Consider the following 18,589-nt stretch of genomic DNA (forward strand, 5'->3'; position numbering starts at 1 on the left):
CGCTCCGGCCCGGCCTCCTCGAGGGCGTCCCACCCTGCGCGGGGGCGCGGCGCGAGCAGCGCCGACGGCCCGCCCGGCCGCGGCGAGCCGTCGCCGCGGGGCCGGGCGCCGGCGAGGCCGAAGCGCTTGCCGTCGCGCACCACCACCCCCTCGCCCGCCAGCTCGCGCAGCGTGCGCTTCGCCTCGGTCCGCTCGCCGGGGTGGAGCTTCGTCCGGGTCATCAGCTCGCGCAGGGAGAGCAGCCGCCCCTCGGCCCGCCGCAGCTCCTCGAGCAGCGCCTCGCGCCGCCGGCCCTGCTTGTCGTCGTCGTCGCGCATCGTCGTCTCCGGAGACCTAGTCGAACAGCCCGCCGAGGCCGAGCCCGGAGCCGCCGGCGCCCGCCTGCTGCGAGGGGAAGAGGGGGAACAGCGCGCCGGCGAGCGCCTGGAGGTTGCGCGTCTGGAGCCAGACCTCCCCGGGGCCGACGAACTCCGCCACGAGCGCCTCGCCGGAGAGCATCGACCGGAGCCAGCCGCGCCGGGCCGCCTTCCGGACCTGGTACGGCATGCCGGCGTCGAAGGCGACGACGTGACCGGTGTCCACCACGTACCGCGCGCCGGGCGGGAGCGGCCGGCGCACGATCGCGCCGTAGGAGGAGAGCAGCGCGGTCCCGCGCCCGCTCATGCGGATGAAGAACAGCCCCTCGCCCGCGAACAGCCCGCGGAAGCCCGCGAACTGCGTGTCGAGCTGGACCTCGGGGGAAGAGGCGAGCCAGGAGGAGGACTGGACGAGCAGCGCGCGCCCGGCGAGCTCGACGCCGATCACGTCGCCGGGGACGGAGGGCGCGAGGAGCACCTCCGCCGACCCGCCGAGGGCGGTGAACGTGGAGACGAAGAGCGACTCGCGGGTGACGAGCCGCTTGAACGCCCCGGCGAGCCCGCCCTGGAGCTGCGACTGCAGGTCGACGTTCCCGCTCATCGAGATCATCGCGCCCGCCTCGGCGCGGACCGACTCACCGGCGGCGAGCTCGACGCGGGCGCTCGCGAAGGCGGTCCCCCCCGCGATCTGGTAGCGGAGCGCGCCGTCGGAGGAGGCGGCGCGGAGCGGCGCGCCGCAGGCGCCGCAGGTCGCCGCGGCGGGGACTTCGGTTTCACAGGTCGGGCAGCGCATGAAGGGACGAGTGTACACGCCGCCCGGACCGCCGGGGGGCGCAAGGTGACGAGGGCGGCTGCCCCGCGCGACGGCGGGCGGCGGCCCGGGGCGGGTGTATAAGCAGGCGGTGCTCACTCCGGACACCGCTCGCGCCCGGATCCTCGCCGCGCTCTCTCCGCTGTCGCCCCTCGCGGCCGAGCGCCTCCCGCTGCCGGCGGCGCTCGGGCGCGCCCTCGCCGAGGACCTGCTGTCCGAGCGCACGCTCCCGCCCTTCGACGCCTCGACGATGGACGGCTACGCCCTCCGCGCGGCCGACGCCGCCCGCGCCGGCGCGCGGCTGCCGGTGGCGTTCGAGGTGTTCGCGGGGCGGCCCGCCCCCGGGCCGCTCCCCGCCGGCGCCTGCTGCCGGATCTTCACGGGCGGCGCCCTGCCGGCCGGCGCGGACGCGGTGGAGATGCAGGAGGAGGTCCGCCGGAGCGGACGGGCGGCGACCTTCCGGCGCCCGGCGGTGCCCTGGCGCTTCGTCCGGCGGCGCGGCTCGGACGTCCGCGCCGGCCAGGAGGCGCTCCCGGCCGGCACCGTGATCGACCCCGGCGCCCTCGGGCTGGCGGCGGGCGTCGGCCGGACCGAGCTGCTCGTGCGGCGCCGCCCCCGGGTCGCGATCCTTCCGACGGGCGACGAGCTGGTGTCGCCCGGGCAGGTGCCCGGCCCGGGTCAGCTCGTCGAGACGAACGGGGTCGCCCTCGCCGCGGCCGCCGCCGAGGCAGGCGCCGATCCCGTGCTCCTCCCCGTGGCCCGCGACGACGCGGCGAGCCTCGCGCGGGCGCTGGAGGCGGCGCGCGGCCTCGACGCGCTGGTCACCGCGGGCGGCGTCTCGGTGGGCGAGCGCGACCTGGTGCGCGGCGCCCTGGAGCGTGCGGGCGCGACCCTCGACTTCTGGCGGGTCGCGATCCGGCCTGGGAAGCCCTTCACCTTCGGGCTGTGGGACCGGACGGCCGTGTTCGGGCTCCCCGGCAACCCCGCGAGCGCCCTCGTCACGTTCGAGCTGTTCGTCCGGCCCGCGCTTCGCGCCCTCGCCGGCCTCCCCGGCGACGGCCGGGTCCACGTCCAGGGCCGGCTCGCCGTGGCGCAGGAGAAGCCGGCCGACCTGACCGTGTACCTCCGCTGCCGCGCCCGCCCGCGCGCCGGCGGCGACCTCGAGCTCGAGCCGCTCCGGACCCAGGCGAGCGGGGACCTCTCGTCCACCACCGGTCACGACGCGCTCGCGATCCTCCCGCCGGGCCGCGAGCGCCTCGCCCGGGGCGCGCGGGTCGCGGCCGTCCTGGTCGGGACGCCCCGCCCGCGACCGTCCTGATCTGGTACGCATCACGAATGGTGATGTGACCGATTGTCCGTGCTACACAGGCGGACATGTTGACGCAACGTGACCGAACGGGTCGTCCGGACCAGACCGTCCTCCTCCTCGTCAAGGACCGCGCGTACCGTGAGATCCTGCGCCACCTCGGCACCTCGCCGGGGCGCGCGGCCGGGGCCCCCGGCCGAGGTGGTCGGTTCCGGCTCGTGGTGACGGGCAGCGGCCGCCAGGCGCTGCGCCTGGCCGGCGATCGCTTCACGGCGGCGGTCGTGGACCTCTCCATCCAGCGCCCCAGCGGCCTCGCCGTGGTCGAGGCGCTCCGCGCCCGCGCCCCACGCCTCGCGATCCTGGCCTTCCGCAGGTCGGCGCCCGGCTCCGAGGCGAGCACCGCGATCCTCGCGGGCGCGGATTTCTTCCACAGCTGCCGGGAGGAGCCGGACCTCGCCGCGTTCGAGCGCGCGCTGGAGCTCGCCATCGACCGCCGCTGCCTCACGCGCGTGGTGGAGCGGAGCGAGCTCGAGCTCCGGGCGGCCCGCGATCGCCTGGCGCAGCTCTCGGCCGAGCTCTTCCGGTCCGTCCCCGGGCTCCGCCCCCCGATCGCCCGGGAGGATCTCCTCCCCTTCACCGAGGCGGCCCGCCAGTACCTCTCCGCCGCCGCGCGGCTGTTCGACGGCGACTCCCGCGGGCTCGCGCGCAGCCTCGGGGTGTCCTACTTCGCCCTGCGCCGCCTGCTCGCGCGATACCAGGTGCCCCTTCCCTCCAGGTCGCGGAAACAGGGGACAGCCAGTTCGTAGCCTCCTCGCCCCGGAGGTGGTATTTCTCTCCGCGTGCGGAAGCCGCACAGTGCCATTTGCGGAATCCGCAGCGCACCAACCGTGACATCCCTGGAGCGACCGATGGCCGCACTCGCAGACAAGTTTGCCGTGAACCTCAAGAGCGAGCGACTTCGCCGCAAGCTCTCCCAGGAGGCGCTGGCCGCCAAGGCCGGCCTCTCCGTGTCGTACATCTCCATGCTCGAGCGCGGTCAGCGGACCCCGCCGCTCGACACGCTCGAGTCGCTCGCGAAGGCGCTGGCGGTCTCGCCGACGTCCCTGCTGTCGTAGGACCCCGCGCGGCGCGGGGGGGCCGCGCGGGTCAGACCACCTGGCGCGCAGCGGGTCGCCGGCTCTACGCCGCGCCCGCGCCGGATCGCGAGGGCCGCACGGCCCGCGCCGGTCCGCGTGGCATCCGCGGCCGAGATCGCTTATGTTTCCCGCCATCTCACGGAGCGGATCCCCCGAAAGGATGGCGGAATGGCGCGCATGGTGATGTGCAAGAAGCTCGGACGGGAGCTGCCGGGCCTCACCTTCAAGCCGTTCCCGAACGAGCTCGGCCAGCGCATCTACGACCACATCTCCCAGGACGCCTGGAAGCTGTGGCTCGAGCACTTCAAGATGATCCTGAACGAGTACCGGCTCTCCCCCGCGGATCCGCGGACGACCGAGATCCTGTTCGAGCAGGCGGAGCAGTTCTTCTTCGGGGAGAACGCCCAGCTCCCGCCCGACTTCCGGCCGCCGCCGTCCAAGGGCTAGCCCGCCGCGCCGAGGCCCCGTGCGCGGCCCGGGCGACATCCTCCTCCTCTCGACCTACGAGCTGGGCCACGCGCCGCACGGGATCTCCCTGCCGCGCGCGTTCCTCGAGCGCGCCGGCTTCCACCCGGCCGCCCTCGATCTCGCCGTCGAGCCCCTCGACCCCGCCCGCGCCGGCGCGGCCAGGCTCGTCCTCCTGTCCGTCCCGATGCACACCGCGCTGCGGCTCGGCCTCGAGGCCGCCGCCCGCGTCCGCGCCCTCAACCCGGGGGCGGTGATCGGGTTCCACGGGCTCTACGCGCCGCTCCACGCCGAGCTCCTCGTCGAGGCCGGGGCGCGGGCGGTGCTCGGGGGCGAGTGCGAGGAGGCCCTCGTGGAGCTCGCGGGCGCGCTGGAGCGCGGCGAGGACCTCGCCTCGTTCGTCTGGCGCGGCGGCGCCGCGGCCCGGACCGCGCGGCTCGCGTACCCGGTGCCGAGCCGCGCGGGGCTCCCCCTCGAGCGCTACGCGCGGCTCGTCGCGGCGGACGGCGGCGAGCGGCTCGCCGGGTACGTCGAGGCGACCCGCGGGTGCAAGCACCGGTGCCGTCACTGCCCCATCCCCGCGCTCTACCGCGGCCGGTTCGTGGCGATCCCGGCGGAGGCGGTGCTCGAGGACGTGGCCCGGCAGGTCGCGGCCGGCGCGCGCCACGTCACCTTCGGAGATCCCGACTTCCTGAACGGCCCGGGGCACGCGCTCCGGATCGCCCGGGCGCTGCACGCCCGCTTCCCCGGCCTCGGCTTCGACTTCACGGCCAAGGTCGAGCACCTCGTCCGCCTCCCCGAGGTGGTCGCCGAGCTCGGCGCCCTCGGCGCGGTGTTCGTGACGTCCGCGGTGGAGTCGCTCTCCGATCGCGTGCTCGACCGGCTCGCGAAGGGGCACACCCGCGCCGACGCGCTCCGGGCCTTCGATCTCTGCGCCGCCGCGGGGGTGCCGCTGCGGCCGTCCCTCCTCCCCTTCTCGCCGTGGAGCACCCTCGAGGACCTCGTGGACCTCGTGGACGTCCTCGAGAGCCGTGGCCTCTTCGGGCACCTCGATCCCGTCCAGCTCTCGATCCGGCTCCTCGTCCCCCCCGGCTCGCTCCTCGAGGGCGATCCCGGGATCCTCTTCGAGGGGCTCGATCGCGAGGCGCTCACCTGGCGCTGGCGCCACCCGGACCCGCGGATGGACGCGCTCCAGCACCGGCTCGCCGCCGAGGCCGAGGCTGGCGCCGCCCGGCGCGAGCCGCCGCTCGAGACGCTCGCGCGGATGGCGGCGCTGGTCCGGGCCGCCGCCGGGCTCCCGCACCGGCACGTCCGCGTGCTCGCCCCCGACCAGCGGCGCGTCCCGCGGCTCACCGAGTCGTGGTTCTGTTGAGCGGAGCCGACGACAAAATCCTTCCAGTTCGGAGGGACAGACTCAAGTGAAGAGAACGGGTCGTGAAGGCGCCCAGGACCGCTCGGGCTGCGGTAGCGTGGACGGTGCATGGTCCGGATCTCGCTGAAGGAGCTCCTGCTCACGGGGCGGTTCGGCCCCGTCGAGCTCGGCATGGCTCGCGCGGCCGTCGCCGCAGCACTCGGGCCGCCCGACGACGAGGGCTACTTCAGGAAGCGCGTCGCGCAGGTCTGGAAGTACGGCTCGATCGAGCTCCACTTCGACCGGGACGACGCGGTCTTCCTCATCCACTCGGACGACGATTCCCTGGACGCTCCGCAGGGCGGGCGGAATGTCGACCTCGACCCGTGGATCATCTCGAGCGCGCTCCGGCGCGACGCCGCTCTCGCCGAGCTGTCCAGAGCGGGGATGCCCTGCACGACGACCGAGTACGCCTGGAACGCGAACACGGATGAGGTCCGTACCGCGTCGGGCGTCGCGCTGCTCTTCGAGGGCGAGGACGACACGAGCCCTCCAGATCGGCATCTGATCGCGATGTCCCGCTCTCGACCGCCAGCCTAGGCCGAGCGGGTGGGATCGCACACGCGAACGTCTCCAGTGCGAGCGTGGGCCTGGCTCATCGAAGGGTCCGGTGCGGGACGTGCCCGCGTCGATCATGCAGTGGGCGAGCCGGTGAACAGCGGCGCGCGGATGTCGAAGACGAGCCGGGCGTGGGCGTCGCGGAGCGCCCGCTCGACCTGGGCCGGCGCCTCGCCCTTCGCGAAGACGAAGCCGAGGTAGCTGTCGCCCTCGGGGAGCGGGACCACCTCGTGCCCCTCGGGCACGGTGATCACCACGTCCTCGACCCCCGGGACCGCCCGGGCCGCCTCGACCCCGGCGACGCCGCGCAGGATCCCCCGGCGCGGGATGGGCAGCATCATCACGCCCGAGGCGCGCGCCTCGCGCCGGAGCGACTCGAGCGGCAGCCCCATCGCGTGGGCGACGAGCACCTCCTCGAGGGTGAGCCCCGCGCCGAAGCGGAGCGTCCGCGAGCAGAGGCCGCCGATGGAGCGCGCCGCGATCTCGAGGATCACCGGTCCCGCCGGGGACAGCCTGAGCTCCGCGTGGATCGGCCCCTCGACGAGCCCGAGCGCCCGGGCGCCCGCGGCGATCACCCGCGCCGCCTCGGCCTGGACCTCCGCCGGGTGACGGGACGGCGTGACGTAGATCGTCTCCTCGAAGTACGGCCCGTCGAGCGGGTCCGGCTTGTCGAAGAGCGCCAGCACCTCGAGCGCGCCGCCGCGGAGCAGCCCTTCGAGGGCGATCTCAGCGCCGGGCACGAACCCCTCCACGAGGATGCGCCGGTCCGCTCCGTCCTCGCGCGCCCGCCGCTCCGCCCGGGTCGAGGCGAGGAGCGCCGCGACGCGCCTCCAAGCGGCGACGAACCCGGCCGGCTCGTCCGCGCGGATCACCCCCCGACTCGCGGAGAAGATGAGCGGCTTCAGGACGCACGGGTACGCCGCGGCGCGCGCCGCCGCCTCCGGGTCGGCGTCGAGGTCGTGCAGCGCGAACGGCGGGACCGGGAGCCCGGCGTCGCGGAGCGCGACCCGGGAGGCGTGCTTGTCGCCGGCGCGCCGGGCCGCGTCGGGCGGGTTGTACGGCAGCCCGAGCCGCTCCGCCGCCAGGGCCGCGATCACGGCGGTCGAGTCGCTCGCCGGGACGATGGCGCGGATGGGCCGATCGCGGGCGGCGGCGGCGATCTGCTCCGCGGCCCGCGTGGGGCGCCGGTAGTCGAGGGAGAGGAGGTCCTGCTCGGGACCGAAGGCGTCCTCGATGCGATGGCAGCGGTCGCTCCCCACGACCAGCGGCACGCCGAGGCGCCGGGTCGCGGCGCGGAAGTCGTCGAGGCGGTAGCTCGTGGTGGGGACCAGCAGCAGGAGCGCGCCGTCGCGGTTGGGCACGGCGCTTCTTATGCCGGGGCGGCGGGAGCGAGGCAACCCTCCCCCGAGCGCGCCACGCGCGAAGGGGCCGGACCGCCTCCGCGCCCGAGCAGGTGTCGAGCCCATCGGGAGCACGCGGCGCGATCGCGCGGGCCCATCGAGGTCCGGTACTCGCCCACGGGGACGGCGCTACTCTGTGTGCGCGCGTCGGGGGACCTCGATCATGACGGATGGCGGCGTCCACGACCTGGAGTGCGCGCTCGACGGAGCGCGGATCGCGACCCGCCTCGCCGCGACGGCCTCCGCCGCGGACGTCACCCGAGTCCTCCTGGAGGACGTCCGCGCCGCGACCGGCGCGGTGACGGCGCTCCTCGCGACCCCGGCGGACGACGGCGAGCACCTGCTGGTCACGGCGACCGGCCTCCACCCCGAACTCGGCGAGGGCGGCTCGTACGTGCCGCTCGGCTCCTCGCTCGCCGTCGCCGCGGTCTACCGCTCCGGGCAGGCCGCGTACGCGGAGGATCGCCCCGCGGTCCTGGAGGCGTTCGCCGCGGTCGGGTGTCCCCCGCCGTGCTCCTCCGCGCTCGCGGCCTTCCCCGTCCGGACGCCCGGCGGCGTCCTCGCGGCTGCGGCCCTCGGCTTCGAGGCGCCGGGGCCGTTCCCCGCAGGGGACCGCGCCGCCCTCGACGAGCTCGGGTGGCTGATGGGCGCCGCGCTGGACCGCGCGCGGCTGCGCGACGCGGAGCGCTCGGCGCGCGCGCGGCTCGAGGAGGTGCTCGAGCAGGCCGAGGTCGCGAGCCGCGCGAAGGACGAGTTCCTCGCGATGCTCTCCCACGAGCTGCGCAACCCCCTCGCCCCGATCGTCACGGCGCTCCAGCTCATGCGGCAGCGGAGGGGCGACGCGCTCCCGGCGCACGAGCACGAGGTGGTCGAGCGGCAGGTCGCGCACCTCGTCCGGCTCGTGGACGACCTGCTCGACGTGTCCCGCGTCACGCGGGGCACGGTCCGGCTCGAGCCGCGGCCGGTCGGGATCGAGGAGATCGTCGCGCGCGCGGTCGAGACGGCGAGCCCGCTCGTCGAGGAGCGGCGCCACGCCCTCTCCCTCGACATCGCGCCGGGCCTGCGGGTCCGCGCCGACGCGGCGCGCATCGCGCAGGTGATCGCCAACCTCCTCACCAACGCCGCCAAGTACACCGATCCCGGCGGCCGGGTCGCGGTGCACGCCGCCGCCGACGGCGCGATGGCGCGGATCGCGGTGCAGGACTCGGGGATCGGGATCTCGCCCGCCCTCCTCCCGCACCTGTTCGATCCCTTCGTCCAGGGCGAGCGGGCGCTGGATCGCTCGCCGGGCGGCCTCGGGCTCGGCCTCGCCATCGCCCGGAGCCTCGTCGATCTGCACGGGGGCCGGATCGCGGCGGAGAGCGGCGGGCCGGGCGCCGGCAGCACCTTCACCTTCTGGATCCCCCTCGCCGAGGACGCCCCCGGCGACCCGGCGCCGGCCGCCGGCGCGCCGGAGGAGCCCGCCCCGGCGGCCGGCCCCGCCCGCCTCCTCGTGGTGGACGACAACGTGGACGCCGCGGAGCTGCTCGCCGAGGCGCTGCGCTCGCGCGGGCACGAGGTCCACGTCGCCTTCGACGGCGCCTCCGCGCTCGCCCTCGCGCGCGAGGTCCGGCCGCGGGTCGCGCTGCTCGACATCGGCCTCCCCGTGATGGACGGGTACGAGCTCGCGCGCCGTCTCCAGGACGCCCCCGCCACCGCCGGCCTCGCGCTCGTCGCGGTGACCGGCTACGGCCAGGACGTGGACCGGCGCGCGTCGGCCGACGCCGGCTTCCGCGCGCACTTCGTGAAGCCGGTGGAGCTCGACCGCATCTGCGAGGCGGTGGACGAGCTCGCCCGTCCGTGACGGCGGTCACCGCACGGCGGCGGCCCCGCCGAGGGCGGCGCGCGGCGGGCGCTCCATCACCCGGGTGACCGCCGCACGCATCGCGTCGGGATCGACCGGCTTCTCCAGCACGCGGTCGGGGTGGCGTGAGACGAACTCCGCCGCGACGGGCGTGAAGACGCCGCCGGTGACGAAGAGCATGCGCTCCGCGAGCTCCGCGTCGAGCCGGGCGATCTCGTCGTGCAGCTCCATCCCCGTGAGCACTGGCATCGCGAGATCGGTGATGACGACGTCGAAGCGCTCGCCCGCGCGGATGCGCCGCAGCGCCTCGCTCGCGTCGGGGAGCGCCGTGACGGCGTACTCCGTCCCGAGCACGCGCTCGGAGATGCGGCAGAAGCGGACCTCGTCGTCCACGACGAGGACGCGCCGGTCCGGCCCGGCCGGTCGCGACCGCCGCGGCGGCTCGCTGCGCTGCTCCCGCTGGACCGCGCGCGGCGCGCCGTGCTCCTCCCGGGCCGCGGGGAGGAGCACGCGGAAGGTGGAGCCCTTCCCCTGCTCGCTCTCGACCTCGATCTCGCCGCCGAGCGCGGTCACGATGCCGTGGCAGATCGGGAGCCCGAGCCCGGTCCCGACGCCGACCGCCTTCGTCGTGAAGAACGGGTCGAAGAGCCGCTTGCGGTGCTCCCGCGCGATCCCGCAGCCCGTGTCGCGGACCTCGACGGCCACCTTGCCGCCCGAGCTCCGGGCGGTGAGCCGGACCTCGTTCCGGTCCGCGTGCCCCTCCGGGATCGCCTGCGCCGCGTTCACGAGCAGGTTCAGGAACACCTGCGAGAGCCGGGACTCGTTCGCGAGGACCGGCGGGACGTCCGCCACGTCGAGGACCACGCGGGCGCGGTGGCGCAGCTCGTTCTCCGCGAGCGCCAGCGCCGCGCGCAGCACGCGGTCCACCGGCACGGGCGCCCGGCGCTCGTCCTCCCCGCGCGAGAAGAGCTTCACGTCGCGCACGATGTCGCGCACGCGATGGGCGCCGGTCTGCGCGTCGCCGAGCGCGCTGATGCACTCGCGCACGGCCTCGCCGGCGACGCCGGCCGACGCGCCGTCGCCGGCGAGGGCCTCGAGCCGCGCCAGCGAGTACTGGATGTTGCCGATCACGTAGGCGAGGGGGTTGTTGATCTCGTGCGCGACGCCTGCCGCGAGGGTCCCGATCGACGCCATCCGGTCGGCGATCTGCAGCCGCGCGAGCATCCGCTTGCGCTCGGTGATGTCGGTGCAGGTGCCCACGATGCGCGTCGCGTTCCCCGCGGCGTCGCGGGCGACCACGCGGGCGCGTCCCAGCATCCACTTCCACTCGCCGGAGCCGGTCATCATCCGGTGCTCGACCTCGAACGCCGGCACCGCGCCGTCCACCGCCTTCGTCAGCTCGCGCTGGAACGCCGGCAGGTCCTCCGGGTGGACGAACGCGACGAGCGCCTCGCCGGTCCGCGGCGTCCGCTCCTCGGGGAACCCGTACGTCTGCGCCCAGGACGGGTGATAGACCGTGTCGCGCACGAGGTCCCAGTCCCAGACGATCTCGCTCGTCGCGTCGATCGCCCAGCGGAGCCGGTTCTCGGAGGCGCGAAGCGCCTCCTGCGCCTCGCGCACGCGCCGGGCGTTCCTGCCGCGCGCGCGCAGCATCAGCGCGATCCCGCCGCCGACGCCGCTCAGGAAAGCGAACGCGATCGCACCGAGTCCGCCCGTCATCGCCGTGGCCCTCCCCCGTGCGCCGTCAGCCCGGCGCACCTTCGGTGACCAGGGCACGCTAAACCGAAAGTCGCGTTCACCGTGCATGAAATCGCCGCCTCCCTCCCCGCACGCCTCCCCGGCTCCGGGAGCGGTCGCCTCGTGCGGCACGAGGACGACCCCCGCGACCTCCCCGCGTCATGAGGGGAACGGTCCGGCTCGAGCCGCGGCCGCGATCGGGGTTGCACCGGCTCGCGCAGGCGCGCGCTGCGCCGGGTCGCGGGTGGCCGGACGAGGAGCCCACGCGGTCCGGACGGGTCAAGGCCTGGAAATTCTTGGTCGTAGGAGCGACAAACCTCCGCGGGCCGCCCCGGTGGACGGCCGAGCCGTTCGAGCCGACCCGAGGAAAGGCCATGTCCACGACGAGCGCGATCGCCGCTTCACTCCTCACCGCGCTGCTCGGCGCCGGCGGCGCCGGCGGCCCGGCTGCGGCCCGCCGCCCGCCGGCGCCGCCCACGGAGCTGCCGGGGGGCGAGCTGGGCGAGACCGTGAAGCTCGGGAAGCTCCTGTTCGAGCAGACGGCGACGCACCCGCTGACCAAGGCGTACGCTCCCAGCGCGCTGTCGTGCGCGTCGTGCCATCCCGCGTCGGGGTCGGCGTCGACGCTCGTAGGAGTGGCGACCGCCTACCCGGCCTGGTCGCCGCGCGAGAAGGCGGTCATCACGCTCGAGGACCGGGTGCTCAACTGCTTCATGCGCAGCATGAACGGGCGTCGGCCGCCGAACGGCAGCCGGGCGTCGGTGGCCATCACCACCTATCTCACCTGGCTCTCGACCGGCCTGCCCATGCGCATGAACGACGAGGCGCCGCTCGGCCCGTACTCGATCCCGCCGATCGACTTCTCGCCGGCGCGCGTGAGCCTCCCCGCCGGCAAGGCCGCGTACGCGGCGCGGTGCGCCTCCTGCCACGGCGCCGACGGGCAAGGCGATCCGCCCGTCTGGGGTCCGCGCTCCTACAACGCGGGGGCCGGGCTCGCGAACGTCGGGAAGCTCGCCGGGTGGCTGCGCGCGACGATGCCGCCCGACGACCCGTCGCTGAGCGAGCAGGACGCGGTGAACGTGGCCGCGTACGTGGACGCGCAGCCGCGCCCCGACTTCGACCTCGAGGCGCACCTCCCGGCGCCGGACGGCGCCGGCGTCTACAACTCGAACGTCCGCAAGCAGGTGATCCGGGCGCCGACGTGGCCGCCCGCGCCGCGCGGCGGTCCCGCCGCGAAGCCGTAGCGCCCGGCGGGTCCAAACGAAACGGGCGGTCGGCTCTCGCCGACCGCCCATTTCACTGTTCGTTACTGAGTGGACCCGACCGGGATCGAACCGGTGACCTTCTGAATGCCATTCAGACGCGCTCCCAGCTGCGCCACGGGCCCTTGGGTGCTGCTATGTCGTCCAGCCCGGCCTCTCGCGCTCCAGCTCCGCGATCCTCCGGTCCTGCTCGGCGAGCCGCTGCTCCATGCTCGCCACCTGCTCCATCGCCCGCTCCAGCTCGCCGGGGATCTCCACCCGACCTGCCTTCACGAGCGCCCGGTATCGCTCCCCGAGGTTCCGCAGCGCGCCGTCCAGATCCCGGCGCGTCGCGGAGCGATCCAGCTTCCGCTTCATGATCTGGGACCGGAGGACCACCCGGTCCCGCACCGCCTCGATGAGCTTCACCTTCCTGCCTGCCCTCCCGGCCCACCGGGGCGTCGCGAGGGAGCGCTTCATTAACCCGGGGCCGGAGTCGCCGTCAAGGCCGTTCTGCCGCCTGCTCGAGCGCCCTCCCGCCCGCCGTCGCGCGCCGGATCGCGACCCGTTCGCCGCGCCCGCGGAGCGGAGCGGCACGCGGCGGGATCCGGTCGAGCCGGACCCGCCGCCGCCTTCGCGGCCACCTCTTGGCGGCTACTTCTTGCCGGCCTTCGCGGCGGCCTTCTGACGGTCCTTCCGCGCCTTCCACTGCTGACGGCGGCGGCTCTTCATCCGGATGTGCTTGCTCTTCGAGTTGGCCATGCCTTCTCCTCCAAAGGACCCCGATCTCGGGGGCGACCCGTCATATCACGCCGCCGGCCGCGACGCTCCGGTCGATCTCGTGGAGCGCGTGGAGCGCGAGGGGCGGCGCGCCACCGTCGCCCCGCCGCGACGGCGCGACCACGGTCACGTCTTCCGCGTCGAGCCCGGCCGCCGGGCGGACTGCCGGGCGCTCTCCGCCTGCCAGGCGGAGACGAGCTCCTTCACGTCGGCGAGCGGCAGCGCCCGCGAGCGGTTCCCGTTCACGCCCTCGAGATCGCGCGCCATGCAGAGCGCGTTCAGGATCGCCTCCTCGGTCGCCTCGATCACGGCCTCGTAGAGCGGGTCGAGCCGGGGGTCGAGGAGGATCTTCATCCGGTAGACCATCTTCCGCGTCTCGCGCGGCACCTGGTTCGCGGTGGAGAAGGCGAGGACGATCTCGCCGGACCCGTGCATCGCCGACGAGCCGACCCGCCCGATGCCGAGGGCCGCCCGCTTCGCGACGCGGTTGAGCTGGTGGGTGGCGAGCGGGGCGTCTGTGGCGATCACCGCGATGATCGAGCCGTAGCTCGTGGTGCGCCGCCCCCCGCCCCGGTAGCGGGCGTCGAGGACCTCGCCGACGGGGAGCCCGCCCACCCGGAGCTGTCGCATCACGCCGAAGTTGGACATGACGAGGACGCCGACGGTGTAGCCGCCGAGCGCCTCGGGGAGCTCGCGGCTCGAGGTGCCGATCCCCGCCTTGAAGTCGCAGGTGATCATCCCGGTGCCGCCGCCGACGCTCCCCTCGGCCACCGGGCCGTCGCTCGCGGTGCGGAGCGCCTCGTACACGTGCTCCGCCTTCACGTGCCGCCCGGCGATGTCGTTCAGCCAGGAGTCGTCGCACTCGCCGACGAGCGGGATGATCACGTCCTGCTCGCCGCCGATCCCGGGGTACCGCTCCACCATCCACTTCACCGCCGCGTCGGAGACCGCGCCGACCGAGAGCGTGTTCGTGAGGAAGATCGGCGTCTCGACGAGCCCCCACTCGAGGAGCTGGGTCATGCCGGACACCTCGCCGGCCCCGTTCAGCACGAAGCCGCCGCCCACGACGCGGTCTTCGAAGACGTTGGTGGTGTTCGGCAGGATCGCCGTCACGCCGGTCCGGACCGGTCCCTCGCCGACCTCGAGCGGTCCGGCCCCGCGGATGATCGTCGAGTGGCCGACGCGCACCCCCGCGACGTCGGTGATGGCGTTCCACCGCCCGGGCTGGAACCGTCCGAGCGAGATGCCGAGCTCGCGCGCGCGGCAGCGGTGCTGCGGGAGGGGTCGGGTCTCGGGCATGAGACAGGCTTAGCCCCGCGGCGGCCGCGGGCGAAGCGATAACCCGCCCGACCTCCGGGCGGGGCCCCGGCCCGCAGGCCGGCACGGCGCGACCGAGGGCCTCCCTCACGCGAGGCTTGCCTGCTCCGCGCCGGCTCAGCGCGCGTGGGGGTCGCCGTCGGGCCGCGGCGCGGGCGCGCCCGCGGCGGCGTGGACGTCGCCCTGGCCCGCGCAGCTCCCCGGGTGCGCCGCCGCGTGCTCGCGCTCCGCCGCCGCCTGGGCCCGGCGCGCCCGTTCGCGCTCGCGCTCCCGCTCCTGGTACCGGCGGATCGCGAACGAGAGGATCTCGCCGATGAGCCCGCGGTACTCGATCCCCGCCGCCTGGGCGATGAGCACGAGGTCGGACCACCCGGGCGAGAGCCCGGGCAGCGGGTTGCACTCGATGAAGTAGATGCGTCCCTCGGCGTCCATCCGGAAGTCCAGCCGCGCCACGTCGCGGCAGCCGAGCGCGGTGAAGCACTCGCGCGCGGCCCGCTCGAGCCGGTCGAGCTCCCTCGGCGAGAGCTTCGCCGGGACCTCGTAGCGGATCTCCTCGCTCCAGTCCTGCTTCATCTCGAACGAGTAGATCGGGGTCGGGTCGGACGCGTCGAGGAACACGATCTCCATGGGCGGGAGCACGCGGGGCCGGCGCTCGCCGAGGAGGCCCACGGTGAACTCGCGCCCCGCGACGTAGCTCTCGACGAGCGCCGGCTGCCGGTACTTCGAGATGAGCTCGCGGGCGACGTCCCGGAGCTCGTCCTCGTCCCGGACGACGGACTTCCGCGTCACGCCCTTGCTCGTCCCCTCGGCGACCGGCTTCACGAGGAGCGGGAAGGACAGCTCGCGCGGGAGCCGCTCCTTGCCGGTGTGGAGCACCGTGTAGTCCGGCGTGAGGATCCCGTGCGTGCGGACCATCCGCTTGGCGAGCGCCTTGTCGAGCGAGACGGACAGCGCGGCGGGATCGGAGCCGGTGTAGGGGATGTCGAGCAGCTCGAGGAGCGACGGGACCTGGGCCTCGCGGCTGCGCCCCTTGAACCCCTCGGCGATGTTGAACACCACGTCCACCGGCGTCGAGGCGAGCACCACGGGGAGATCCTGGCTCGCCTCGAGGTCCACCACCTCGTGGCCCCAGCTCGTGATCGCCTCCCGGATCGCCTGGAGCGTCTTCGGCGAGTCGTACTCGGCCTCGTCGTCCTGCTCGCCCGACGGATCCGGCGCCACCCGCTTCACGTTGAAGCTGAAGCCGACCTTGAGCCGCTCGGTCCGCCGCGGGCGCCCCCGGCGGGCGTTCCGCTCCACGATCCCCCAGCGCTCGACGGCGCTCCGGATCACCGCCCCGAGCACCGCGTCCTCGTGCAGCCCCTCGAGGGCGGCGGCGGCGTAGATGCCGGCGCCGGGCTCGAGCGACGGGAGCGCGTTGATCTCCAGGAAGTGGACCTGGCCGTCGTCGCCGAGCCGCAGGTCGATCCGGCCGAGATCGCGGATCCCGAGCTGGCGGTAGACGTCCTCGCAGATCCGCTGGATCCGCTCGGCCTGGTGCCGCCGCACCCTGGCGGGCGCGCGCACCGCGACGAGGCGGTCGAGCCGCGTCTTGAGGTCGTAGTCGTAGATCGCGTACCGGCGCTCCCCGGCCGCGGCCTCGTCGATCACGTACTCGACGGGCTGGAGGACGCCGTTGCGCTCCGGCGCCGCCGCCTCGAGGAACGGCACGGTGACGTCGCGCCCGACCACGAACTCCTCGACGAGCACGCCGGCCGGATACCGGGCCAGCGCCTCCGCGACCACCTCGTGCAGCCGGAGCGGATCCTCGACCACCGAGTCCTGCGTGATGCCCTTCGAGCTCCCCTCGAAGTTCGGCTTCACGATGACCGGGTAGCGGAGCGAGTTCACCTGCAGGTGCCGGACGTCCTCGAGGTACTGCCAGCGCGGCGTGGGCACCCCGTGCTGCGCGAGGACGAGCTTCGTGAGCTGCTTGTCGAGCGTGAGGGCGAGGGCGTAGGCGTCCGAGCCGGTGTACGGCATCCCGAGCTCGTCGAAGAGCCCCGGGAAGAACGCCTCGCGGAAGCGCCCCCGCCGCCCCTCGGCGGTGTTGAAGACGAGGTCCGGCCCGAACGCCTCGAGGCGCGCCACGGTGCGGGAGGCGGGGCCGGAGACCTCGATCCGCTCGACGCGGTGGCCGAGCCGCTCGATGCCGGCGGCGAGGGCGTCCACGGTCTCGCGGGTGTCGAACTCGGCCTCGTCCTCGGAGTCGGAGAGGCGGAGGTTATGGGTGAGCGCGATGCGCATCTCGGACGGACCTCGGCCGCCCCGCGGCGCGGGCGCGACCTCGTCGGACGACGGAGCGGCGTGGTGGGGGCTTCATGCGGCCGCGCGCTGCGGGGCGCGGGAGGCGCTCGCCGAGGGCGGGGGCGGCGCCGGGGTGACGCCCGCCCCGAGGTCGGTGGCCACGACGTCTCCCTTGGCGAGGACCTTCGCGTCCACGACCTGCGTGTCGGCGAAGATGTCGCCGATGCGGATGCCGAGGCGATCGGTGAAGATCATGTACGCCTCGAACGCGACGATGGGCACGCCGGCGACGAACAGGACGGGCCACAGGAGCGGCACGGACCAGAACACCGCCACGAGCGCGAAGGACGCGTTCCGCAGCATCGACTCGTAGTAGCCGGCCGGGGCGCGTCGGGGCACCACCACCGCGCGCACGCCGAAGACCTTCTTGCCGACGGACTGGCCCTGGAACAGCCCGTCGGCGACGAGCAGGTACGTCGCCGCGAGGATGGGGCCGAGCTGGTAGATCTGCGCGAGCGCGAACGCGATGGTGAAGTCCACGAGGCGGGCGAGCCCCCGCAGCGTGAGGTCCGCCTTCGGATACGGGCTCCCCTCTGGCCGCGCATCGCGCATCGTCACCCCCGCCCGACGCTCGGCGCCCGGCCGGGCGGCTCTCCGCGCACGAAGAACAGGTACGCGAGCGCCGGCCGGTGCGAGCCCTCGCGCATCACGAAGTGGATCGACTCGAAGGAGAACCCCTCGGCCGTCCACTCGTTCAGGGCGCGCTCGAGCGTCTCGTCGGCGACCGGCGAGACCTCGACGACCTTGTACCCCTGGACGGGCGGAGGGTCCGCTTCACCCGGTGCCCGCCGGAGGGGGGACGTCACCGCTTCTTCCCCGAGAGGAGCTGGGCGGCGTGCTTCGCGTAGTAGGTGAGCACGAGGTCCGCGCCGGCGCGCCGGCAGCAGAGGAGCGTCTCGAGCACCACCCGGTCCTCGTCGATCCAGCCGCGCTCCGCGGCGGCCTTGATCATCGCGTACTCGCCGGACACGTGGTACGCGGCGGTCGGGACGTTCACCCGGTCGCGGACGAGGCGGAGGATGTCGAGGTACGGCACGGCGGGCTTCACCATCACCATGTCCGCGCCCTCCGCCAGATCGAGCTCGACCTCGCGGAGCGCCTCCCGCCAGTTCGCGGGATCCATCTGGTAGCCCTTGCGGTCCTTGGGGATGCCCGCCCCCTCCCGCGGCGCGCTCTCGGCGGCGTCGCGGAACGGTCCGTAGAACGCCCCCGCGAACTTCGCGGCGTAGGAGAGGATCGGCACGTCCTGGTAGCCGGCCTCGTCGAGGGTCGCGCGGATCGCGGCGACGCGCCCGTCCATCATGTCCGACGGCGCCACGACGTCGGCGCCGGCCTTCGCGTGGGCGAGGGCCTCCTTCGCGAGGAGCGGCAGGGTGGCGTCGTTGTCCACCCCGAGGTCCTGGCCCGGCCCGCCGGCCCGCGGCGCCTTCAGGATCCCGCAGTGGCCGTGGTCGGTGTACTCGCACATGCAGACGTCGGTCATCACCACCATGCCCGGGACCCGCTCCTTCAGGGCCCGGATCGCCTGCGGGATGATGCCGTCGTCGGCGTACGCCTCGGTGCCCTGGGCGTCCTTGTGCTCCGGGATCCCGAAGAGGATCACCGATCGGACGCCCGCCTCGTACCCTTCCTGCACCTCGGCCACGAGCTCGTCCACCGAGAGCTGGAAGACCCCGGGCATGCTCTTCACCGGGTTGCGGACCCGCTCCCCGGGGACGGCGAACAGCGGCCAGATCAGGTCGTCGGGGGCGAGGTGCGTCTCGCGCACGAGGCTGCGGAGGGCCTCGGTGCGGCGCATGCGGCGGGGGCGTTCCTGGGGGAAGGGCATGTGCGTCTTCTAGCGCACTCGGGCGTGACAGTGAAGGCGCGCCAGGGCGCGGGG

The 18,589-nt window shown here is 74.7% G+C and carries 18 protein-coding genes, 1 tRNA gene and 1 pseudogene; 8 read left to right on the forward strand and 12 right to left on the reverse strand.

Annotated elements, in window-relative coordinates; genetic code table 11:
• Together MNZ27_RS14005 and MNZ27_RS14010 are read right to left on the reverse strand one after the other, a co-directional pair.
• A pseudogene (locus MNZ27_RS14005) lies at window positions 1-317 on the reverse strand (hypothetical protein); the annotation flags it as partial.
• Between the two features lie 16 nt (window positions 318-333).
• Window positions 334-1,149, reverse strand: a complete 816-nt coding sequence (locus MNZ27_RS14010; protein ID WP_242394703.1) for a TIGR00266 family protein — start codon at window positions 1,147-1,149, stop codon at window positions 334-336.
• A 109-nt stretch (window positions 1,150-1,258) separates the two neighbouring features.
• On the opposite strand from MNZ27_RS14010, the gene MNZ27_RS14015 reads away from it, so the two are divergent.
• From MNZ27_RS14015 to MNZ27_RS14040, 6 genes are all read left to right on the forward strand, one after another.
• The gene (locus MNZ27_RS14015) at window positions 1,259-2,485 is read left to right on the forward strand and encodes a molybdopterin molybdotransferase MoeA (RefSeq protein WP_242394704.1); all 1,227 of its coding nucleotides are present in this window, start codon (window positions 1,259-1,261) and stop codon (window positions 2,483-2,485) included.
• Window positions 2,486-2,541: 56 nt separating this feature from the next.
• Complete coding sequence (locus MNZ27_RS14020) at window positions 2,542-3,279, forward strand: response regulator (RefSeq protein WP_242394705.1); 738 nt, start codon at window positions 2,542-2,544, stop codon at window positions 3,277-3,279.
• A gap of 102 nt (window positions 3,280-3,381) precedes the next feature.
• Window positions 3,382-3,588 carry a helix-turn-helix domain-containing protein gene (locus MNZ27_RS14025; protein ID WP_242394706.1) on the forward strand — a complete coding sequence of 69 codons (207 nt, stop codon included), beginning with the start codon at window positions 3,382-3,384 and terminating at the stop codon, window positions 3,586-3,588.
• 189 nt (window positions 3,589-3,777) lie between these two features.
• The gene (locus MNZ27_RS14030; RefSeq protein WP_242394707.1) at window positions 3,778-4,056 is read left to right on the forward strand and encodes an oxidative damage protection protein; all 279 of its coding nucleotides are present in this window, start codon (window positions 3,778-3,780) and stop codon (window positions 4,054-4,056) included.
• Window positions 4,057-4,075: 19 nt separating this feature from the next.
• Complete coding sequence (locus MNZ27_RS14035; RefSeq protein WP_242394708.1) at window positions 4,076-5,446, forward strand: CUAEP/CCAEP-tail radical SAM (seleno)protein; 1,371 nt, start codon at window positions 4,076-4,078, stop codon at window positions 5,444-5,446.
• 108 nt (window positions 5,447-5,554) lie between these two features.
• Window positions 5,555-6,025, forward strand: a complete 471-nt coding sequence (locus MNZ27_RS14040; protein ID WP_242394709.1) for a hypothetical protein — start codon at window positions 5,555-5,557, stop codon at window positions 6,023-6,025.
• A gap of 92 nt (window positions 6,026-6,117) precedes the next feature.
• Here the strand turns inward: MNZ27_RS14040 and MNZ27_RS14045 are convergent, their stop codons facing one another.
• On the reverse strand, window positions 6,118-7,404 hold the full coding sequence (locus MNZ27_RS14045; RefSeq protein ID WP_242394710.1) for an ATP-grasp domain-containing protein: 1,287 nt from the start codon (window positions 7,402-7,404) through the stop codon (window positions 6,118-6,120).
• A 202-nt stretch (window positions 7,405-7,606) separates the two neighbouring features.
• Between MNZ27_RS14045 and MNZ27_RS14050 the strand changes: the two genes are divergently transcribed.
• On the forward strand, window positions 7,607-9,286 hold the full coding sequence (locus MNZ27_RS14050; protein ID WP_242394711.1) for a hybrid sensor histidine kinase/response regulator: 1,680 nt from the start codon (window positions 7,607-7,609) through the stop codon (window positions 9,284-9,286).
• 6 nt (window positions 9,287-9,292) lie between these two features.
• Here the strand turns inward: MNZ27_RS14050 and MNZ27_RS14055 are convergent, their stop codons facing one another.
• A complete protein-coding gene (locus tag MNZ27_RS14055; protein WP_242394712.1) occupies window positions 9,293-11,005 on the reverse strand; it encodes an ATP-binding protein in 1,713 nt (570 codons plus the stop codon).
• Window positions 11,006-11,397: 392 nt separating this feature from the next.
• Here MNZ27_RS14055 and MNZ27_RS14060 point away from each other — a divergent pair, with 392 nt between their 5' ends.
• Window positions 11,398-12,267, forward strand: coding sequence for a c-type cytochrome (locus MNZ27_RS14060; protein WP_242394713.1), 870 nt, complete (start codon window positions 11,398-11,400; stop codon window positions 12,265-12,267).
• Window positions 12,268-12,337: 70 nt separating this feature from the next.
• On the opposite strand, the gene MNZ27_RS14065 is transcribed toward MNZ27_RS14060, so the two are convergent.
• The 8 genes from MNZ27_RS14065 to hemB form a co-directional block, all read right to left on the reverse strand.
• Window positions 12,338-12,410, reverse strand: a tRNA-Ala gene (locus MNZ27_RS14065).
• 10 nt (window positions 12,411-12,420) lie between these two features.
• The gene (locus MNZ27_RS14070; RefSeq protein WP_242394714.1) at window positions 12,421-12,744 is read right to left on the reverse strand and encodes a hypothetical protein; all 324 of its coding nucleotides are present in this window, start codon (window positions 12,742-12,744) and stop codon (window positions 12,421-12,423) included.
• Between the two features lie 174 nt (window positions 12,745-12,918).
• Complete coding sequence (locus tag MNZ27_RS14075; RefSeq protein ID WP_242394715.1) at window positions 12,919-13,026, reverse strand: aminopeptidase; 108 nt, start codon at window positions 13,024-13,026, stop codon at window positions 12,919-12,921.
• Between the two features lie 144 nt (window positions 13,027-13,170).
• Window positions 13,171-14,343 (reverse strand): DmpA family aminopeptidase, encoded by a 1,173-nt coding sequence (locus MNZ27_RS14080; protein WP_242394716.1) that lies wholly within the window; start codon window positions 14,341-14,343, stop codon window positions 13,171-13,173.
• A gap of 135 nt (window positions 14,344-14,478) precedes the next feature.
• Entirely contained in the window at window positions 14,479-16,647 is a 2,169-nt protein-coding gene (locus tag MNZ27_RS14085) for a D-alanine--D-alanine ligase family protein (RefSeq protein WP_242394717.1), read from the reverse strand.
• Between the two features lie 72 nt (window positions 16,648-16,719).
• Window positions 16,720-17,259, reverse strand: coding sequence for an RDD family protein (locus tag MNZ27_RS14090; protein ID WP_242394738.1), 540 nt, complete (start codon window positions 17,257-17,259; stop codon window positions 16,720-16,722).
• A 2-nt stretch (window positions 17,260-17,261) separates the two neighbouring features.
• The gene (locus tag MNZ27_RS14095; RefSeq protein ID WP_242394718.1) at window positions 17,262-17,513 is read right to left on the reverse strand and encodes a DUF4177 domain-containing protein; all 252 of its coding nucleotides are present in this window, start codon (window positions 17,511-17,513) and stop codon (window positions 17,262-17,264) included.
• A complete protein-coding gene (gene hemB / locus MNZ27_RS14100) occupies window positions 17,510-18,535 on the reverse strand; it encodes a porphobilinogen synthase (protein ID WP_242394719.1) in 1,026 nt (341 codons plus the stop codon). The genes MNZ27_RS14095 and hemB overlap by 4 nt, the downstream gene beginning before the upstream one ends.
• Between the last annotated feature and the right edge of the window lie 54 nt (window positions 18,536-18,589).

The sequence above is a fragment of the Anaeromyxobacter oryzisoli genome (assembly GCF_022690765.1).
Classification (GTDB): Bacteria; Myxococcota; Myxococcia; order Myxococcales; family Anaeromyxobacteraceae; genus Anaeromyxobacter; species Anaeromyxobacter oryzisoli.